Source organism: Acidomonas methanolica (assembly GCF_004346035.1).
Lineage (GTDB): Bacteria > Pseudomonadota > Alphaproteobacteria > Acetobacterales > Acetobacteraceae > Acidomonas > Acidomonas methanolica.
Genome location: NZ_SLZN01000005.1, coordinates 162,117 through 180,969, shown reverse-complemented (window position 1 = coordinate 180,969; position 18,853 = coordinate 162,117). Strand labels below are relative to the sequence as shown.

General features: G+C 63.9%; 18 protein-coding genes. 8 read left to right on the top strand and 10 right to left on the bottom strand.

Annotation, left to right across the window (positions count from 1 at the left end):
* Positions 1–207 precede the first annotated feature (207 nt).
* Both EDC31_RS06255 and EDC31_RS06245 read left to right on the top strand, forming a co-directional pair.
* Complete coding sequence (locus EDC31_RS06255; protein ID WP_042056481.1) at positions 208–618, top strand: tautomerase family protein; 411 nt, start codon at positions 208–210, stop codon at positions 616–618.
* 152 nt (positions 619–770) lie between these two features.
* A complete protein-coding gene (locus EDC31_RS06245) occupies positions 771–1,310 on the top strand; it encodes an MAPEG family protein (RefSeq protein WP_081797422.1) in 540 nt (179 codons plus the stop codon).
* Between the two features lie 40 nt (positions 1,311–1,350).
* Here EDC31_RS06245 and EDC31_RS06240 read toward each other — a convergent pair whose 3' ends face one another.
* Positions 1,351–2,313, bottom strand: coding sequence for a P63C domain-containing protein (locus EDC31_RS06240; RefSeq protein WP_204366638.1), 963 nt, complete (start codon positions 2,311–2,313; stop codon positions 1,351–1,353).
* A complete protein-coding gene (locus EDC31_RS06235) occupies positions 2,306–3,235 on the bottom strand; it encodes an IS1595 family transposase (protein ID WP_042056483.1) in 930 nt (309 codons plus the stop codon). Before EDC31_RS06235 ends, EDC31_RS06240 begins: the two co-directional genes overlap by 8 nt.
* A 125-nt stretch (positions 3,236–3,360) precedes the next feature.
* Here EDC31_RS06235 and EDC31_RS06230 point away from each other — a divergent pair, with 125 nt between their 5' ends.
* Complete coding sequence (locus EDC31_RS06230) at positions 3,361–3,933, top strand: GNAT family N-acetyltransferase (RefSeq protein WP_204366639.1); 573 nt, start codon at positions 3,361–3,363, stop codon at positions 3,931–3,933.
* A gap of 23 nt (positions 3,934–3,956) precedes the next feature.
* Here EDC31_RS06230 and EDC31_RS17650 read toward each other — a convergent pair whose 3' ends face one another.
* From EDC31_RS17650 to EDC31_RS06205, 6 genes are all read right to left on the bottom strand, one after another.
* Complete coding sequence (locus EDC31_RS17650) at positions 3,957–4,118, bottom strand: hypothetical protein (protein WP_164468401.1); 162 nt, start codon at positions 4,116–4,118, stop codon at positions 3,957–3,959.
* An 11-nt stretch (positions 4,119–4,129) separates the two neighbouring features.
* Entirely contained in the window at positions 4,130–5,626 is a 1,497-nt protein-coding gene (locus EDC31_RS06225) for a mannitol dehydrogenase family protein (protein ID WP_042056487.1), read from the bottom strand.
* Positions 5,627–5,768: 142 nt separating this feature from the next.
* Positions 5,769–7,325 carry an efflux transporter outer membrane subunit gene (locus tag EDC31_RS06220; RefSeq protein ID WP_052511659.1) on the bottom strand — a complete coding sequence of 519 codons (1,557 nt, stop codon included), beginning with the start codon at positions 7,323–7,325 and terminating at the stop codon, positions 5,769–5,771.
* Entirely contained in the window at positions 7,322–10,414 is a 3,093-nt protein-coding gene (locus EDC31_RS06215) for an efflux RND transporter permease subunit (protein ID WP_042056490.1), read from the bottom strand. The genes EDC31_RS06220 and EDC31_RS06215 overlap by 4 nt, the downstream gene beginning before the upstream one ends.
* A 45-nt stretch (positions 10,415–10,459) precedes the next feature.
* Complete coding sequence (locus EDC31_RS06210) at positions 10,460–11,617, bottom strand: efflux RND transporter periplasmic adaptor subunit (protein ID WP_052511661.1); 1,158 nt, start codon at positions 11,615–11,617, stop codon at positions 10,460–10,462.
* Between the two features lie 208 nt (positions 11,618–11,825).
* The gene (locus EDC31_RS06205) at positions 11,826–13,061 is read right to left on the bottom strand and encodes an AI-2E family transporter (RefSeq protein WP_042056493.1); all 1,236 of its coding nucleotides are present in this window, start codon (positions 13,059–13,061) and stop codon (positions 11,826–11,828) included.
* Between the two features lie 204 nt (positions 13,062–13,265).
* Between EDC31_RS06205 and pqqA the strand changes: the two genes are divergently transcribed.
* The 5 genes from pqqA to EDC31_RS06180 all read left to right on the top strand — a co-directional run bounded on the left by pqqA (position 13,266) and on the right by EDC31_RS06180 (position 16,955).
* On the top strand, positions 13,266–13,346 hold the full coding sequence (gene pqqA / locus EDC31_RS06200) for a pyrroloquinoline quinone precursor peptide PqqA (RefSeq protein ID WP_042056495.1): 81 nt from the start codon (positions 13,266–13,268) through the stop codon (positions 13,344–13,346).
* Positions 13,347–13,579: 233 nt separating this feature from the next.
* Positions 13,580–14,056 carry an adenosylmethionine decarboxylase gene (speD, locus tag EDC31_RS06195; RefSeq protein WP_042056498.1) on the top strand — a complete coding sequence of 159 codons (477 nt, stop codon included), beginning with the start codon at positions 13,580–13,582 and terminating at the stop codon, positions 14,054–14,056.
* A 129-nt stretch (positions 14,057–14,185) separates the two neighbouring features.
* Positions 14,186–15,067 (top strand): polyamine aminopropyltransferase, encoded by an 882-nt coding sequence (speE, locus tag EDC31_RS06190; RefSeq protein ID WP_042056502.1) that lies wholly within the window; start codon positions 14,186–14,188, stop codon positions 15,065–15,067.
* Between the two features lie 261 nt (positions 15,068–15,328).
* Positions 15,329–16,351 (top strand): XdhC family protein, encoded by a 1,023-nt coding sequence (locus tag EDC31_RS06185; protein ID WP_158310296.1) that lies wholly within the window; start codon positions 15,329–15,331, stop codon positions 16,349–16,351.
* Between the two features lie 19 nt (positions 16,352–16,370).
* The gene (locus tag EDC31_RS06180; RefSeq protein ID WP_158310297.1) at positions 16,371–16,955 is read left to right on the top strand and encodes a nucleotidyltransferase family protein; all 585 of its coding nucleotides are present in this window, start codon (positions 16,371–16,373) and stop codon (positions 16,953–16,955) included.
* Positions 16,956–16,985: 30 nt separating this feature from the next.
* Here EDC31_RS06180 and EDC31_RS06175 read toward each other — a convergent pair whose 3' ends face one another.
* Together EDC31_RS06175 and EDC31_RS06170 are read right to left on the bottom strand one after the other, a co-directional pair.
* A complete protein-coding gene (locus tag EDC31_RS06175) occupies positions 16,986–18,104 on the bottom strand; it encodes an FAD-dependent monooxygenase (RefSeq protein ID WP_042056507.1) in 1,119 nt (372 codons plus the stop codon).
* 140 nt (positions 18,105–18,244) lie between these two features.
* On the bottom strand, positions 18,245–18,748 hold the full coding sequence (locus tag EDC31_RS06170) for a MarR family winged helix-turn-helix transcriptional regulator (protein ID WP_081797424.1): 504 nt from the start codon (positions 18,746–18,748) through the stop codon (positions 18,245–18,247).
* Between the last annotated feature and the right edge of the window lie 105 nt (positions 18,749–18,853).

Genomic DNA, 18,853 nt, shown 5'->3' with positions numbered 1-18,853 from the left:
TTGGAGGGGGATTCTTCTTTTTCTGGAGAAAAAGAAGCAAAAAGACTTCTGATTGTTTGGCGACAGAGTTTTACCAAGAGACTCCGCAGCAAGGTCGAAGACGTTTTTTGGTTCTTTTTTTCAAAAAAGAACGACGACGCGTCGCGGCGGAAGGTGTAAGGAAGAGCGTGATTCGCCCGTCCCGCTTGCCGGAGAGAGGTCAGGACCATGCCGCTTCTTCATTTTCACATGCTTGAAGGCCGCACGGATGCGGAAATCAAGACGCTGCTCGACGCCGCGCATGAGGCGATGCTCGAGGCGTTCGCCGTTCCGCGCCGCGACCGCTACCAGATCGTGAGTGAACACAAGCCGTCGCGTTTCATCGTCGAGGATACCGGGCTGGATATTCCGCGAACCGACAAGGTGATCCTGGTGCAGATGTTCAGCCGTCCGCGCGGGGAGGAGAAGACCACGCTCTTCTACAAGCTGCTGACCGAGCGGCTGGAGAAGGAATGCGGGATCGCGCCGTCGGACGTGATGGTGTCCGTGGTGGAGAACGCGGACGCGCATTGGTCTTTCGGCAATGGTCGCGCGCAGTTCCTCACCGGCGAACTGGGCGGCGGAAAGCCGGCGCACTGACCACCGGGCTGTCTCGCCCGTGACGCGCGCGGGACCGGCTCGACATGGATGCGGGGCCGTTGAGCCGGACCGTTCTGCTCTACGAAGTCTGTGAAGCCGCCAGGATCGTGCGCGTTCTGCGTGTCTGGCACATGTCGCAGGATCGATAAATAATGTCCCTCTCAATGAAACAGGGCGGAACAGCAAAAGGAATGGCCGCTGGAGGCATAATATCGGCCGCAGTAATAATAATACAGTATCGCTTTAAATTCTTCATGCCGTCGAGTTTTTCCTTTACTGACGCTGCAATATTTGTATGTAAATGGGATACTTTATTATTTATATGCCTCCTGGCCGCAATTGCTCGTGTGGCAACCGCCCGCTTTTTTTCTCCTCAGGACATTGACGGCAGCGGCCTCACAACGCCGACGAAGGAAGTATCCATTGATAGGGCTGTTCTTCAAAACACGCTTGAACAAATTACACTCGCAATAGGTTCTTATTTTTCTCTGATTTCTACGAGGCTGGAAAATCTCTGTATAATACCCGCACTTGTTCTCCTCTTTGTTTCTGGGAGAATTTTATTTTGGTTTGGTTATTCAAAAGGGGCGGCACATAGAGCATGCGGATTTGGCATGACTTTTTACCCAACGGTATTTTCAATTATACTATCCGTCATATGCTTTATTTTTGGGGCCTATATACCTAACTAGCCAAAAAAAAGGATGGGCGCTACACAGCGCCCATTCTCTTTTATGAATAACCCAACTTTGGTTTCGGAAGGGATAGCGTCAACCGGACCATGGTGTTGCCATAGTGCTCTGCAACCTTTTCTCGAAGTTCTCGCATGTCGTGGCATGTTTTAGCCATCCCGACTACCTCATAGCACCGAGACACAAGCTGACGGACCCCCAGATTTTCGGTTAACTGGCGATGCCAATGCACACCCTTCTCCGGCTTATTCTCCTTCAGGTAAGTCGCAACGTCTGGATCAAGGGTGTCATAGATCAATTCAATGACCATTTTCCCCCACCAACGAGGACGGCTGTGTAAAGGGCCAGACCAGTTCGTAAGTCGTCCAAACTCTTGCCATAATTCGTCAGGAAATGTCTTTTCCCATGCTCTCAATTCTTCCGCGATAAAAGCGCGTAGTTTGACCTGTAATGCGTCTTCGGCGCGTTCATACTGGTAGCCAGTTGCTTCATCTACGAGCGCATCAAGGCCGGATCGAATAAGACCAGCACTTAACACGGCGCATTTGATTGCGATTTCCCGCTGACGATCAGTTAGGTCAGCTCTTTCATACAAAGCTCGGACATAGGCTCGCAGGATTAGTTCAAAGTTCGCTGTCGTCAGACCGGAGCCTTTGAACTGTGTTCCGGGAATAGAAAACTCAATAAGTTCGCCCAGGACTAAGTCACTGTTTATAAATGATTTTAGTGTTGAAACGCCGATATAGTTGCCCAGGTTCCCTGAGTCGGTGCCAGATATGGCGCGGATAGCAGATCGTAGCGCCAAGACCCGCTCACCCGTATCAAGAACATAGCAATCAATCTGCTCGCCGCCGAGATCGAGTTTGCCGGGCCACTGGGCAAACGGTGATCCCGGCATCCGTAAGGATGACCCAGATGGTGGCGGCTCCGATGGAGTCACCACGGCCTTAGTCACATCTTCAAACGTAGCGTCGATGGGTTCAATGATGTTTTTGTCAGGCATGGATCAGATCCTTATAGATAAGGCGTTTGCCGATCATCCGGTCGATAGTCATCTCGATGAAGGGCATCGTGCCAGCTTTCGCCGTGTTGTGACGGAATGAATACTCATTGACGTAACGGTGAAGATGCTTCGCACTCATGTAGTGATAAATGCCGATGTAGCCACGCTTCAGCAGCGACCAGAAACTTTCGATCCCGTTGGTATGGGCCATGTCGCGGACATACTCACCAACCGAGTGATTGATGCGAATGTGATTAAAGCCAGCAGCCTCAAGGCCAACGTAGCCGCCATGCGTGTCGGTAACGACCGTAGCGCCGGAATTCGCGTGATCGCGCACGAAGGCACCGAGCGTTGTCGCCTTGGTGTCCTGCACCACAACGGCGCGGATTTCGCCGGTTTCGGAGCGAATGCCCGCAACAGCGGTTTTGCCAACCGAACCGCGTCCCGCGTGAAGCTTCTTGTCCGCGTGCTTGTTCTTTTCGCGACCGCCGACGTAGGTTTCATCAACCTGTACGTGATCGCCCATGCCGCCATTTTGGTCAGCCAGCCACGTTTCACGGATACGCTGAGCGAGGAACCACGCCGACTTCTGGGTGATCCCCAGTTCCCGCGCCATTTGGGTGGACGGAATGCCCTTCCGTGCCGTGGTCATCATGTAGATCGCCATTAGCCATTTGTGCAGGGGGAGGCGCGACTCGGCAAGAACGGTGCCCGTGCGAACGCTGAAATGCTGGCGGCAGTCCCGGCAGCGGTAGGGCATAGGCTTGTGATTTTTGACTTCGGCAACCGATAGGCTGCCACAATGCGGGCAAGCGACCGCGCCGCCCCAGCGGTTCTGCTCAAAATACTTCCGGGCGGCTTCCTCGTCGGGAAACCGCTGGAAGAACTGGTAGAGGCTGACGGTTTCAGGCTTGTCGGTCATGAAACTTAACTAGCCGACAGCGCTGCGCCGCGTCAAGCGAAACATGGCTAGCTATGTATATAGGCCCCTTATTTTTTAGTGAATCTAAATCCCGATACTCGGCCCTTGATCGCGTGACCGCCTCAATGTCCGCTTTTCGATTTCTCTGGCGAACCGCTTCTGACGGTCTTTCCCGGCGGCTTTCGCTCGGCAGGCCAGCATTGGGCGGAAATGCAGATGTCGTCATCCGTCCCTTCCGATGCGGCGAGGTGGGGCTCGTCATCGCGCGGCAGGCGATGATCTACGAACAGGAGCAGGGGTGGGGCCGTCCGCTGGAGGCTCTGATGCTGGAAACCGGTGCGCGTTTTCTGGCGGAATTCCGGCCGGGGCGCGATCAGTGCTGGATCGCCGAGATCGACGGGATGTGCGTGGGGTCGGTGTTTCTGACGGATGAGGGGGACGGGCTGGCGCGGTTGCGTCTGCTTTATGTCGAGCCCTGCGCCCGGGGGCAGGGCGTGGCGGACCGGCTGGTCGCCGCCTGCATCGGCTTCGCCCGCGAGGCGGGGTATGCGCGCGTCACACTCTGGACGCATACCGTGCTGGCGGCGGCGCGGCGTCTCTACGCGCGGCACGGGTTCCGTCTGGTCGCACAGGCGGAACACGAGGCATTCGGCGTGCCCGTTCAGGGGGAGACGTGGGATTTGGCGCTGGAGCGCTGACGGTCTCTCCGCACTCCGCGCCGTCAGGAGTTCCGCGCCACCACGGCGTTGGCCTCGCGGATTGCGCGGCCCTCATCGCCGGTGCGTTCGAGACATTCATTGGCGATCTTGGCCCAGAGTTCCTGCAACGCCGTGGTGTCTGCCTTGTGGGTATGGCGTTCGGCGTCGGCGGCGGTCCAGGGCATGGCGGGCTCCTTCAGATGTCGGCGGCGAGGTCGGCCAGCACCTGCCGGATCTCCTGGGTGTCGAAGCGGTGCAGGAGGGCGGCGATCTCGCTCACGATATGATCATAGCGGGGCAGGGGCGGCCCGAACACTTCCTCCATGGCGAGGAAAGCCTCGGCCTGGGCGCGGTGATCGTCGCGGGCCTCCGCGCAGATCAGGCGCAGCGACTTGGCGCGGGGGTCGGTGATGGAGATTTCCAGCGCTTCCTGTTCATGCAGGGCGAACCAGCGAATCCAGCTTGCGATGAGCAGCACCGCCCCCGTGACCGGGCGGCCGGCGAGCAGGTTCTCGCGCATCGGCCGGATGACGCGGGCGGCCATCTTGGCCGAGCCGTTGCGGCCGATGCGCTCGACCTGATGGACGATGGCCGGGTTGCGGAAGCGTTTCATCAGGTTGCGGGTATAGCGGTCGAGGCGCGGGGCGGGCAGTTCGACGCCGGCGGATTGCTCGTTGCGCATGAAATGCGCGGCGATCGGGCCGAGAACGGGGTCGGCGGCGGCTTCGGCGATGGTGGTCAGCCCGGCGAGGCCGCCGACATAGGCCAGGATCATGTGGGTTCCGTTGAGCATCTGCAACTTGGCCCGTTCGAACACCGCGACGTCCGGGACGAATTGCGTGCCCTCATGCGCCTCCCAGTCCGGGCGCGGGCCTTCGAACTCGCCGATGATCCATTCGAACCACGGCTCGGCAGGGACGGGGACGGCGTCCTCGATCCCGCCGAGCAGGCGCCGCGCATCGGCGATGTCGTCCGCGAAGGTGGTGGGGGTGATGCGATCCACCATCGTGTCGGGGAACTGGACCGTCGCCTCGATCCAGTCCGCCAGCGCGTCCCGGCCGGAGAGGGCGGCGAAATCCGTGACCGCCCGACGCAGCGTGGCGCCGTTATGGGCGACGTTGTCACAGCAGAGGATGACCGGCGGGACGCCTCCCCCGGCCCGCACTTGGGCGAGGCCCTGGACGAGAAGGCCGGTCGCCGTGCGTGCCGGCTGGTCTTCGTCGAGGCGGCGCAGATCGGCGAGGATGGCGTCGGCCTCGGGATCGAGGCGGTTGTCGGCGGTGAGGTAATAGCCGCTGGCCGTGACGGTGAGCGTCACGATCCGGGTGCGCGGGTCCGCGATGCGGCCGGCGAGGTTCGCTTCCGGATCGCCGGCGAAGAGCGAATCGGTGATCGAGCCGATGACGGAGGCGGTCGTGTCATGCGGTTCGCGCGTCAGCAGGGTGAAGAGATTGTCCTGCCGGGCGAGTTGCCGGACCAGTTCCGGGCGGCGCATGGCCGTCGTGGCGATTCCCCAGCGAAGTCCCTTTTCCCCCATCGCGTTGATCGCGGCCTGGGTGGCCGTGACCTGATGCGCGCGGTGGAAGCTGCCGCATCCCAGATGCACGATTCCCGGCTGGAGACGGCTGACGTCGTAGTCCGGGCGATAGACATGGGAGGGCAGATGGGCAAGGGCTTCACGACAGAGTCTCAAACTTCACGCTCCTGAGCTGTTGACGATATGCGGCAGCGTAACAGGAAAGTCGGTCGGATTGTGTTTTAAATGCCCAGGCGGTTATGTTCCGGCGTCCATCGGAGCGTGTTGGCTCCGGACGGATGGGGGCGGGGGCTGCGGATCAGCCCGGAGCGGTGAAGGCGGATTTCCAGTTGACGGGCGGGTTTTTGATGCCCGTGTCATCGCGGTGCCACCAGCCGCCGCCGAGGGCCTGGAAGAGGGCGGCGCAGTCGGAATAGCGCGCGGATTGCGCCTGGATCAGCGCCAGCCTGGCCTGAAGTGCGGTCTGTTGCGTGGTCTGGACCATGACCGGGCTGATGTCGCCGCGTTCCTGCTGGCTGCGGGCGATGGTGAAGCTGCGATCCGCAGCCTCGGTGTCCGCAGCGGTGGCGCGCAGCGCGTCGGCGTCGTCCTGCAGGGCGTGCAGCGTGTCGGCGACGTTCTGCACCGCTTTCAGCACCGTGTCGCGATAGGTCATGGCCTGGGCGACGAGGTTGTGGCGCGCCTCGCGTTCGAGATGCATGAGCTGGAAGCCCTGGAAGAGCGGCTGGGTGATCATGGCGGAGAGTTCCCAGTTGCCGAAGCCGGGCTTGAAGAACTCGCTCATGGTGTTCACCGCCTCGCCGGGGAGGGCGATGAGCTGGATGTTCGGCAGGCGGTTGGCGATGGCGATGCCGACCTGTGCGCTGGCGGCCTGGACCTGCGCCTCGGCGGCGCGCACGTCGGGCCGCTGTTCGAGGAGTTGAGCGGGCAGCGAGACCGGGAGCGTCGCCGGGAGATGGAAGGCGTCCAGACGCGGTTCCGGCAGCGTTTCCTCCGGCGTGACGCCGACGAGGGCGGCGATCTGATCATGCGCCTGTTCGCGCTGGAGTTTCAGCGCCGGGAGGGTGGCGATGCTTTGCGCGAGGGCGGAGCGCTGGGCCATGACGGCGGCGAGCGAGGTGTCGCCCAGGCGGAATTGGGCTTCGAACGTCGCGAGAATCTGGCGCTGGCTGGCGATGATCGATTCCGTCGCCTCGATCTGCGCCTGACAGGCGGCGAGTTGGATCACGGCGACGATCAGCGTGTTGACCAGCGTGTTCGTGACGGCTTCGATCTGGAAGCGCTGGAGATCCGCCTGGGCGGCGGCCTGCTCGATGCCGCGCCGCTCCCCGCCCCAGAGATCGGGGGTGTAGGAGATATTGAGTTGCAGCGTGTGCAGGTTGTAGAGCCACGAGTTGTTGTTCGACACGGCGGACAGCGAGCGCGCGGTCTTGTTGCGCGTGGGGTTGAATTCGCCCGTGATGCTCGGGAAGAGCGGTGAGGCCTGGACCTTGGTCTGCTCCCACGCGGCGCGGAGCGTCGCCTTGGCGGCGTCCAGCGAGGGGTTGGCGGCGAGGGCGCGGGCGACCAGCGCGTCCAGCTCCGGCACGCCGAAGAGTTTCCACCATTCGCCGGAGACGTCCGCGCCCGCGATGAGACGCTGCGCCTGCCCGGCGGCGCCCGCGTTCCGCGCGGCGGGGATCGCGCGGAATGGCGCGCCCGGCACGTAGCCCGCTTTCGCCGAAAGGACGTCGGGGCGCTTGAAATCCGGGCCGACGGCGCAGGCGGAGAGGAGGGTCAGGAGGCCCGTCACGCCGGCGGCGCGCCAACGAATTCCGGCGGCGGCACGCCGACGATTTGCGGGGACGCGGCTCATGACGGGCTTCCCAGTTTCCGCTGGCGGCGGCGCTCGATGTAATGCTCCATCTCGTAGAAGCAGACCGGCAGCACGAAGAGCGTGAGCAGGGTGGCGATGCCGAGGCCGCCCACGACGACGGTGGCCAGGCCGCGCTGCACATCCGTCCCGATGCCGGTGGCGAGGGCGGCGGGCAGCATGCCCATGCTGGCGACGGTGGCGGTCATGAGAACGGGACGGAAGCGCTCGCCCGCGCCGAGGCGCACGGCGTCATGGACGTTATGGCCTTCGGCGCGATGGCGGTTGATGGCGGCGACCATGATGATGCCGTTCTGGATGGCCACGCCGAACAGCGCGATGAAGCCGACGGCGGTGGCGATGTTGAGGGTTTCGCCGCGCAGGTGGAGCGCGATCAGCCCGCCGAGGGTGGCGAGGGGCACGACGCTGAGAACCAGGACGGCGTGGCGCAGCTTGCCGAACTCGATGAAGAGCAGGAGCAGCATGACGGCGAACATCACGAGCAGGGCGACGGAGAGCCGGGCCTGGGCGCGCTGTTCCTGCTGGAAGCTGCCGGCCCATTCGAGATGGTATTCGCGCGGGTCGAAATGCACTTCCTCGGCGATGCGTTTCTGCGCGTCGTCGAGATATTGGGAGAGGGGGCGCTGCCCGTTATCGACGCGGATGGTGATCTGGCGGCGTCCCATTTCGTGAGCGATGTTGCTCTCGCCCATCTGGAGCGTGACGGTGGCGACCTCGGAGAGGGGAATGGGCGCGCCGGTGGAGGAATGGAGCGTCAGGGCGCGGATGGTCTGCATGTCCTCCATGTCGGCGCGGGTGACGTGCAGCGTGGCGTTGTAGACGCGGTTCTCGACATAGATCGAGGTGATGGGCGCGTTGCCGATGGCGTTCTGCACGAGGCCCGTGATGTCGTTGACGTTGATGCCGTAGCGCGCGGCGCGTTTGCGGTCGGGGATGACGGCGATCTGCGGGATGCGGGGTTCCTGGAAGATCGAGGCGACGGTCGTGCCGGGCACGTCGTCCAGTATGTCCACGATCTGGCTGCCGATGCGGCGCAGCTCGTTGAAATCATTGCCGTAGACGCGCAGCACCAGCGGGCTGTGCGCGCCGCCGACGAGGTCGCTCAGATTGTCCTGGATCGGCTGGCTGATGCCGAAGCTGATGCCCGGGATCTGGTTCAGCCGGGCGCGCAGGCGGTTGACGAACTGGACCTTGGTCTCGCCCGCGGGCCATTCGGCATAGGGTTTCAGCCCGACGGGCATCTCGATATGCGACGGGGTCCATGGGTCGGTCCCCTCGTCGTTCCGGCCGAGCTGGGTGATGGCGTAGGAGGTCTCGGGGAATTCACGCACGGCGGCGCGGATTTCGCCCGCGATCCTGCTGCCGGCGTCCAGCGAGATGCCGGAGGGAAGCTCGATCTGGAGCCAGAGCGCGCCCTCGTCGAGATCGGGCAGGAATTCGCGCCCGATCGTCCCGCCGAGCAGCAGGACGGAGAGGAGCGCGAGCGCGCCGCCCGCGTAGGTCACGCCGGGGCGTTCGAGCATGTAGCCGAGTGTGGTTTCGTAGCCGTGATGCAGCCGCTCCAGCAGGCGGTTGTGCCGGATGCGGCGCGGCTTGCGCAGGGCGAGGTAGCTCAGCGCGGGAATGAGGCAGAGGGCGCAGGTGAGGGCGCCGAACAGGGCGAAGCTGACGGTGTAGGCCATCGGGCGGAACAGCTTCCCCTCGCTGCCCTCGAAGGCGAAGAGCGGGCTGTAGGCGAGGATGATGATGAGGGTCGAGGAGCAGATGGAGCGTCCGGCGATGCGGGCGACGCGCAGGACGGATTGCGGGGTGAGGGTGGTGTCGGGCGATTCCTCGCGCAGGCGGAGGATGGCCTCGGTGATGACGATGGCGCCGTCCACGATGACGCCGAAATCCACCGCGCCGAGGGAGAACAGATTGGCCGCCATGCCGAGCGTCCGCATGACCACGAAGACGGTGGACAGCGCCAGCGGGATCGTGACGGCGGTGACGACGGCGCAGCGGGGCGAGTTGAGGAAGAGGGTGAGGATGATGAGCACGAGCCCGATGCCCTCGACCATCGTCTCGCCGACTTTGTGGATGGTGGCCTGCACCAGGTTGTCGCGGTCGATATAGGGGACGAGCTTCACGTCCAGCGGCGCCAGGCGCTGCTGGAGTTCGGCGACGGTCTTGTGGACGCGGTCGAGCACCAGGGAGGGGTTGTCGCCCGAGAGCATGGTCATGATGCCCTCGATCGTGTCCGGGTTGCCGTCCTTGCCGAGAATGCCCTCGCGCACCTGGTGGCCGAACTGCATCTCGCCGAGATCGCGGACGCGGACGGGGGTGCCGTCATGCTGGGTGACGACGATATCGCCGAGATCGTCCATCGTGTGGATCAGGCCCATGCCGCGCACGATGTAGGATTGCTGGCCGCGCGTGACGCGGCCGCCGGCGGCGTTGGCGTTGTTGTTGGCGATGGCGGCGACGATGTCGCTGACGGCGAGGTCGTAGCGCAGCAGCGAATCGGGGTGCAGGACGAGCTGGTATTCGCGCGTCAGGCCGCCGAAATTGGTGACGTTGACGATGCCGGGGATCTGCTGGAGCGTGCGGATGACGAGCCAGCGCTGGATGTCGGAGATTTCCAGGAGGTTCTTGCTGTCCGACTCCAGCGTGTAGCGGAAGATTTCGCCCGCCGGGCCGGTGATCGGGCCGAGCTGGGGGGTGGCGTTGCCGGGCAGTGTCGCCTGGGCCATCTGCTCGGCCACGAGCTGGCGGGCGAGATAGACGGTCATCCCCTCGCGGAAGATCAGGGTGATGAGCGAGAGGCCGAACGTGCTGCTCGACCGGCTCTCCACCACGCCGGGCACGGCGGCGAGCGCGCGTTCGAGCGGGATCGTGACCTGTTGCTCGATCTCCTCGGCGGCGAGGCCGGAGACCTGCGTCGTGACCTGTACGTTGATCGCCCCGAGATCCGGATAGGCCTCGACGGGCAGGGTCTGCCATGCCAGCGCGCCGGCGACGGCGAGCATGATGGCGGCTCCGATGACGAGGGCGCGCCGCGTGAAGCAGAGTTCGATGAACCGTCCGATCATGCGGCGTCTCTCGTGCGGCGGAACGTGACGGCGTGGGCCGCGCGATCAGTTGTCATTGATGAGGATGCCGCCGCGGGTGATGATTTTGTCCCCGGCCTTGAGGCCTGTGAGGACGCGGACGGTGTCGCCCTCGTCGTAGCTGACCGTCACCATCCGGCGCATGTAGGTCTGGGGCGCGATCTCCAAGAATACGGAGAGCGCGTCGTTGTTCATCAGCAGGGCGGATTTCGGCACGAGGATTTCCGCCGGCTGCGGGACGTCGATCGTCACGTCGGCATACATGTTCGGCAGCAGTTTCATCGCCGTGTTGGCGCAGGCGATGCGGGCGGTCAGGCGGCGCGTGTCGGGGGTCAGCGTGGGGTCCACCGTGAAGAGGGGGCCATGGCAGCCGGGTCCGGGCCAGGCGAGGAAATCCGCCCGTGCGCTTTCCCCGATATGGACGGCGTGGGCTTCGTCCTCGGGGATGGCGGCCTCCACCCAGATCGTGGAGAGATCGAGCAGCGTCATCAGGGTCGCGGTGGGGTCGCTGACATACTGGCCCGGGGCGAGGGTGGTGGAGGCGACGACGCCGTCCACGGGCGAGAGGATCGGCACCACGCCGGTCTTCGCCTGGGCCGCCTCTTTGGGCGCGGCGTGTCCGGCGAGGGAATCGACGCGGTGCTGGGCGCGCTGCAACTCGGCCTCGGCCTGCGCGTAATCGTTACGGGCGGAATCGAGGTCTTTCTGGGCATTGCCGCCGACGGCCAGCACGCCCTCGGCGCGGTGGACGACTTTCTCCTCGTAGGCGAGCTGGGCGCGGGCCTTTTCGAGATCCGCCCATGCCTGGTCGAAATCGCCCGCGGCGAGGAGCGCCAGTACGTCGCCGCGGCGGATGGGATCGCCGGGGCGGTAGGGGGCCGAGAGCACGCGCCCCGCGACGGGGGCGACGATGGTCAGCGTCCGGCGCGGATCGGCGCGGACGATGCCTGGGACGCGCAGGCCGTGCGGGATGGTCTCCACCGTCACCGGGGCGATTTCGAGCCGTGACATGAGGGGGGCGCCGTCCGCGACCACGATCGCGCCGTCCACGCGTTTGTGCAGCATCGCGGGGGACAGCGTGCCCGGCGGGGGACGGCGATGACGCACGACGCCGAAGATGACGGCCGACAGGACGAATGCAAGGACGATGGCCAGCACTTGATGGCGCGCACTGATGGAATGCACGTGATGGATAGCTCTCTTGTGACGCAGGCGGAAAGAGATTCGCGCTGCTTGACGGTTGTGACGGCGCCTTCCCGTCGTCTTGCGGAACGTGAACGCAGACGCTCACATAGCGCGGCTTTGTGGCAGCATGAAGTGAAACTGATACAGTCGGAAAGATTTCATATATGTTAATATATGAAATCTTTCGGCGAAACCTTGGAGATCCGTTTCATTTCGCGGGCGCGGTGGTGCTGACGGGCGGTCCGATGGTCCGGAGCGAGCGCGGGCGGACCGGGCCGCCCAGCAGGTGGCCCAGCGGGGTCAGCGCGTCGATATGGTCGCAGAAGATCTTGAAGACGGCGAGCAGGGGGACGGAGAGGAAGGCGCCCGCGATTCCCCACATCCAGTCCCAGAACATCAGCGAGGCCATGACCAGCACGGGATTGAGGGTGAAGCGCTTGGCCAGCAGCATGGGCGTTATGGTTTCGCCCTCCATGATGTGGATGCACAGATAGATGGCCGGCGGCAGGAGGGCGTAGAAGATCGAGGGGAAGGCCAGGATTCCCACGAGGAAGTAGATCACGACGCCGGTGAGCGGCCCGATGATCGGCACGTAGTTGAGCAGGAAGGCGAGGACGCCCCAGAGCAGGGGATTGGGCATGCCCGTCAGCCAGCATTGCAGGAAGTTGAGCACGCCCACAGCGAGGTTCATGATGGTGATGGTGGCCAGGTAGAGCGAGACGTTGCGCTCGATCTGCGTGGCGATCTGCACGATCCGGCGCTTGTCCGCGAAGGTGGGCATGATCTCGACGATGCGGCGCAGGAGGCTGTCGCCTTCCGTCATCAGGAAGAACAGCATCAGCAGCATCGTCATGAACTCGCCCATGAAGGTGCGGGTGCCGAGCAGGACTCGCGAGCCGATGCGCGTCAGCGTCGCCGGCTCGGCGCCGACCGAGGCCTGGGGGCCCTGGGCGCGCGCGTGGAACAGGATGGCGAGGTGGTCGTACAGGTGTTGCAGCGCGTGGACGGGAGCGTGCAGCACGGCGAATTTGGCCTGGAGGGTGGGCAGGCTTCGCGGGATGCGGGCGAGCCATGCGGCGGCCGGGACGGAGACGGCGAGCCCGATGGCGGCCACGAGGGCCGCCATGGCGGCGATCAGGACGAGGGCGGCGAGCGGCTTGGGAACGCGGAGCCGGCCGTTGAGCAGGCGCATCGGGCCGACCATCAGCAGGTTGACGACGATGGCGAAGACGAAGGGCAGGATGATCGCCGCGGCGAAATACAGCGAATAGAAGACCGCGAGCACGGCGAGGATGAGGATGCAGATATCGCGCAGGCGGAACATCCGGCGGAGCATGGCCTGCTGGATGATGTCCGCGTGCATCGGGTTCTCGGGATTGCCCGTGTCGGCCGAATCGGGCGCGCGGTTCTCCCCGCTGCGAGGTGGAAGCTGCGTCCCCGGCATGAAGGGTGCCTCTCCTTGGGTGTGGTCCGGTTTCAGAGATCCTGATTAGACGTTTTTTTGATCGAGGCGCAGGATATAAGCCGGGCGGTGCCATGATCGTGATGCGTGTGTGGTGATTTTGCCTTGAAAGTCGCGCCTGACAGGGCAAGACTGCAATTGTCGCCTTGAGCTACAGGTGGCGCCTATAAATCAAAGGAGGCTATCATGGCCTGGAACACACCGAAAGTCACTGAAGTGCCGCTGGGTGCGGAGATCAACTCCTACGTCTGCGGCAGCAAGAAGTAAGCTGTTGTTCTTCGCGGCGTTTGCGCCGCGGGGGAGGCGGGAAGAGCCCGGGGTTTCGGCCCCGGGCTTTTTTCTTGGCCGCCGCGATCCGCGACGGTTCGGGGCCAGAGGAAAAAAGCGCGAGAGCGGGCCAAAATCCCCTTGCATCGAGGGGGCAGGGGTTCTATCAGCGCCACCTTGGCCCAAGGGGGCAATAATGCCCAACAGGCTGTCTACTGGTTTGGGGGTACGTGATGAACGCACTTGCTCAACTGGGGATGGTATCGGGACACCCGAGAGATAACCAGACGATCGCACCGGCTTCCTCGCATGACGAGGAGCACAAGGATTATTTCATCGAGCGTGACGGCGAGCGCTATGCCGGGCACCATCTGCTGATCGATTTTTGGGGGGCCAGAAATCTCGACGATCCCGAGCGGATCGACGCCACGCTCTGCGAGGCGGCGGTGACGGCGGGGGCGACGATCCTGCACAGCCACTTCCATCATTTCTCGCCGAATGGCGGCGTGTCGGGTGTCATCGTGCTGGCCGAGAGCCATATCTCGATTCATACGTGGCCGGAGCGCGATTTCGCGGCGGTCGATGTGTTCATGTGTGGCGCGTGCGATCCGAATCTGACGATTCCGGTCATGCAGCGGCTCTTCCAGGCCGAGAAGGTGATCTCGCAGGAGGAGCGTCGCGGCCGGGAGCCGTCCCGGCTGGCGGCCTGAGGCGCGGGGCATCCCGCCGATCATGGGCCGGGCCGCGAGGTCCGGCCTTTTTTTGAGCCTGTCCGGCTCGAATGACGCCATCTCGATTTGAGCCGCACGCCACCATCAGAGACAGGACCCTGAGCGCCGATGACCGATCAGCCCGCCGATCAGTGGATCAACGAGACTCTCTATCCCGACTGGGGCCAGCGTTTCCGCGTGACGCGGGAACTCGCGCGGGTGACGAGCCCGTTCCAGGAGATCGTGGTGTTCGAGAGCGAGTCGCATGGTGGCGTGCTGGTGCTCGACGGGGCGATCCAGATCACCGAGCGTGACGAATTCGTCTATCAGGAGATGCTCGCGCATGTGCCGCTGCTCTCTCATCCGCTGGCGAAGAACGTGCTCATCATCGGCGCGGGCGATGGCGGGGTGCTGCGGCGGGTCTTGCAGCATCGTACGGTCGAGAAGGCGGTGATGGTGGAGATCGATGGCGCGGTCATCGCGTTGTCGAAGCGCTTCCTGCCCTCGATCGCCGGGGATGCCTGGGACGATTCGCGCGCCGAGGTGATCGTCGGCGACGGCATCGACTATGTCGCCAGAGCCGGGGCGGAGTCGTTCGACGTCATCATCGTCGATTCGACCGATCCGATCGGCGTGGGCGAGGCGTTGTTCACCGATGCGTTCTATGCCGATTGCGCGCGGATTCTTTCGCCGGACGGGCTGATCGTCAATCAGTGCGGCGTGCCGTTCATGCAGGCCGACGAGCTGCGCGAGACCTCGCTGCGGCGGGCGAAGTTTTTCCCCCATGTCTCGGCCTATGTGGCGGCGGTGCCGACCTATGTGGGCGGGTTCATGACGCTGGGCGTGGCGGCCAAGGGCGGCGTGCCGGGGGCCGTGCCGGTGGAGACGGTGCGCGCGCGCGCCGGGCGGGCCGGCATTCTCGGGACGACGCGCTACTGGACGCCGGAGATTCATGTCGGGTCGTTCAATCTGCCGCCCTATATCGCGGAAGCGCTCCCGGTCGGGGGATGACGTCATTTGACGCTGTGATGCAGGGCGCTGTCCCGCACCCGCCAAAGGGCTTGCCCTTTGGAAACCCGTCGGCTTTCAGAAATGAGGTTCGGAGCCTGCGGCTTCTGATGGGTTCGGGCAGAGTTGTGGCGACCGCAGATATCCTTTGACGAAAGCGGCGCAGTGGCGACACACTCGATCTTCGTCAGGGTCGGCCCGCGCGAACGCGGTTGACGACCGGCACGCAATCCGAAGCGCATGGAAAACGGAGGGGCGGTCGCCTTGTTCTTTACGGATGACTCCTCCCGTCAGGCACTGACAGGGTCGTTCTCGCCGGTCGCGGGACATTATTCATCCAGCCCGGATGTCGCGTCGTTTTCCTGGCTTTTGAAAGAATTTTCCGAAAACAGGGCGGGCGCGTTGCTGACCGTCGCGGGTGTGGATGGCGGCGCGCCGCGCCCGGTGGGGTCTCATATGGCCGTCGTTTCCGGGGAACGATTTCACGGCTATCTTTCCGGCGGCTGCGTCGAGCCGGCCATCGCGCGCGAGGCCGAGGCGGTGATTGCCGCGCGGCAGGACCGCGTCATCAGGTTCGGCAAGGGATCTCCCTTTTTCGACATCCGCTTTCCGTGCGGGGGCGGTGTTGACGTTCTGGTCCATACGGGGTTGACGACCGCGCTGGTCGAAGAGGTTCTGGACCGATTCGCCCGGCGGAAAGCCTTCACCCTTGCATTCATGCCCGGCGAAAGCCGGTCCGCCATTGTCGAAACGCCTTTGCAAACGGGCTGGTGCGGGACGTCCTTTCACCGGCGCTATCTGCCTGCCACGCGTCTGGTTCTGGTCGGCAGGGGGCCGGAGCTCGAGACCACGGCGAGGCTCGCGGCGGCCGTCAATTACGATATCGTGGTGATGACGCCGGATGCGGAAATGGGGCGTCGGCTCGCGGATCTTCCCGTCGATCTGACCATTCTCGACAGTCCGCGCGACGTTCCCGCATTGCCGGCCGATCCGTGGACGGCGACGGTGCTGCTTTTCCATGAACGCGAATGGGAAGATCCCATTCTCGCCGCGGCCCTTGCCGCACCCGGGTTTTATATTGGCGCTCTCGGTAGTCAGCGGACGCATGCGGGCCGCCGTGATCGCCTGTTGGCGGCCGGTCACAGTCCGGCTCTGGTGAACCGGATATCAGGGCCGGTCGGCATCATACCGCAGGCGCGGGAGCCGGAAACGCTGGCGCTCTCGGTTCTGGGAGAAGTGGCGATCCGCCGCCGGGAGCATGACGGGCGATCCTTCTCCGGTGGTTAAACCGGGCGAGGCGGGCGCCGTGTCACTTCGAAGGTTCGACGTCATATTGCTCGCGGCGGGCGCCTCCCGACGTTTTACGGCGGGGAACAAGCTCGTTGAACCCTATCGGGGCCTGCCGCTGATCGGACATATTCTTCGCACCATCGCGGGGCTCGATGTCGGGCGGCGCATCGTCGTCACCGGCGAGCCGTATCGGAGTGATATCGTTGCGGAACTCAAACGCTATCCGGACTGGCGCGAATGCGTCAATGCGCGGGCGTCGGAGGGTATGGGGCGCTCCATCGCCGTCGGCTCCGCCGCTTTGCGGCCGGATGCGGAAGGAGTCTTCATCTGCCCGGCGGACATGCCGGGACTCACCGCCGAGGATTTTCATTCCGTTGCCGGCATATTCTCCGGTCCTCGGAGCATATGCCGGCCGATATTCGATCGGCGGCCCGGCCATCCGGTCCTTTTCGGGCGCGAGCATTTCGGCCGTCTCGGCGCGTTGTCCGGCGACCATGGCGCCGCCGGTATCGTCAGGGACTATCCGACCGACAAGGCGGTGTATGCCTCCTCCAATCCGGGCACGGTTTTCGACTGCGACACAGCCGACCGCTTCGTGTGAATTCATGTATCCGCGTGAAGAGTCTCGGGATCATATGGTCATGTCGTAGACATCGTCCCCGTAACACCAGAACGGATCTTCCGGTGCGCGCAGCCATGTGTTCGCGTTGGAGATGGACTGGACTTTCGTGGCGCGGTCCTTGCGCAGGGCATGATAGCGGCGGAACGTGGCGTCCAGGTCATCGGTGCCGAGGACGGTGAGGCAGCGCGTCAGCACGGCGGCGTCCTCGACGGCCATGGCGGCGCCCTGCGCCATATGCGGCTTCATCGGGTGGCAGGAATCGCCGAGGAGAACGACACGTCCCCGATGCCAGACGGGCAGCGGCTCGCGTGTTTTCAGGGGCCATTTCGTGACGTCTTCCGTGGCGTCGATATAGGCCTGGACCATGGGGTGATAGCCCCGGAAGGACTCGCGCAGGGCGTCGCGCGTGCTGGACATCTGGCCGCCGGCGCTGGTCCATTCTCCCGGTTCGCCGGTTACGAGGTAGAATTCGTCGAGGGCCCTGTCGAGGTAATAGCAGACGATATGGCGGTCCTCCGACCACCATTTGGCGTTGAGATCGGCGCCGACATCTCGCGCCACCGCGCCGGGGATGATGGCGCGATGCGCGAGCCAGCCGGTGTAGACAGGCTCTTCCTGCCCGAAGAGAATCTCGCGGATACGCGAGTTGATCCCGTCCGCCGCGATGAGGATGTCGACCTTGTCCCGCGTGCCGTCCTCAAACTCGAGGGAGACGGCCTGCCCGTCATCGTGAAAGGTAACGAGTTTCCTGCCGAACCGGACCCGGTCCGTGGCGACGGCTTCGAGCATTTTCTGCTGGAGGTCGCCACGGTGAATGGTGATGTAAGGGGCGTGATAACGCTCGCGCTCGGCATTGAGCGGAATGGCGGCGAGCACCTCGCCGTCGTCCCATTTGCGGCTCATCCAGTAGTCGGGCAGACAGGACATCGCCTCCAGCGGGGCTTCGAGATCCAGGCGGCGAAGGATTTTCATCACGTTCGGGCCGAACTGGATGCCCGCGCCGAGGCGTGAGAAGGCAGGCGACTGATCGAAAAGGATGACGTCGAAGCCGGCCCTTTGCAGGAGGGCGGCGGCGGCGATGCCGCCCATGCCCGCGCCGACGATACCGATTCTTGAAACTTCCGACATGGATGACTGCTTTCCCGATGGAGATGACGCTGGCGGACGCGGCCGGTTATTAATAGTGTATACGCTATTTATAGTGCAGCGCAAGGTGGCGGGGCTGTCAAGCGGATTGCTCTGGAATCGATACGATCCGGCGCGCCGCGTCAGTCCCGCGAGAGCTTGCGGAGCACCTCTATGGCGGCGAGCCGCTCGCAGGCGCTGAGGTTTGCGAGGGTCAGTTCCGTGATCCGTCTGGCGTCCGGAATCACGCTTTCCACGAGTCGCGTGCCCTCCGGGGAGAGGGAAAGCAGGCGTTGGCGCCGGTCCTGATGATCCGCGACGACGTGCAGGAGGCCACGGCGCTTCAGGCGCAGGACGATGTCGCGAAGGGTGGCGTGATCGATGGCGGTCCGTTGTGCCACGAGCACGAGCGGCGAGTTCGGATGGTCGCGCACGGTCGTCAGGACGGCGAACTGGACGGAGGTCAGCTTGTCGTCGGGGATGGCGGCCTGGAAAATGGCCGTGTGGCGCTGATAGGCTCTGCGCAGCAGATAGCCGATCTGCTCGGAAAGAACGTAATCGCTATTTTCCTCTGGCGCGCCATTCGCCGGAGCGCCGGCTGACGGGGAATCGGGTCTGGAGGATCGGCGGCCAGGCTTCCTGTTCATTCCGGAAGGGTAGCCCGAAACGGGCGGGCGCTCAATCCGGGCGAATCAGGTCTTGTTTTGCCGCGCGACATGCGCCTATCATATCGCGTATACCCTAGAATGGCG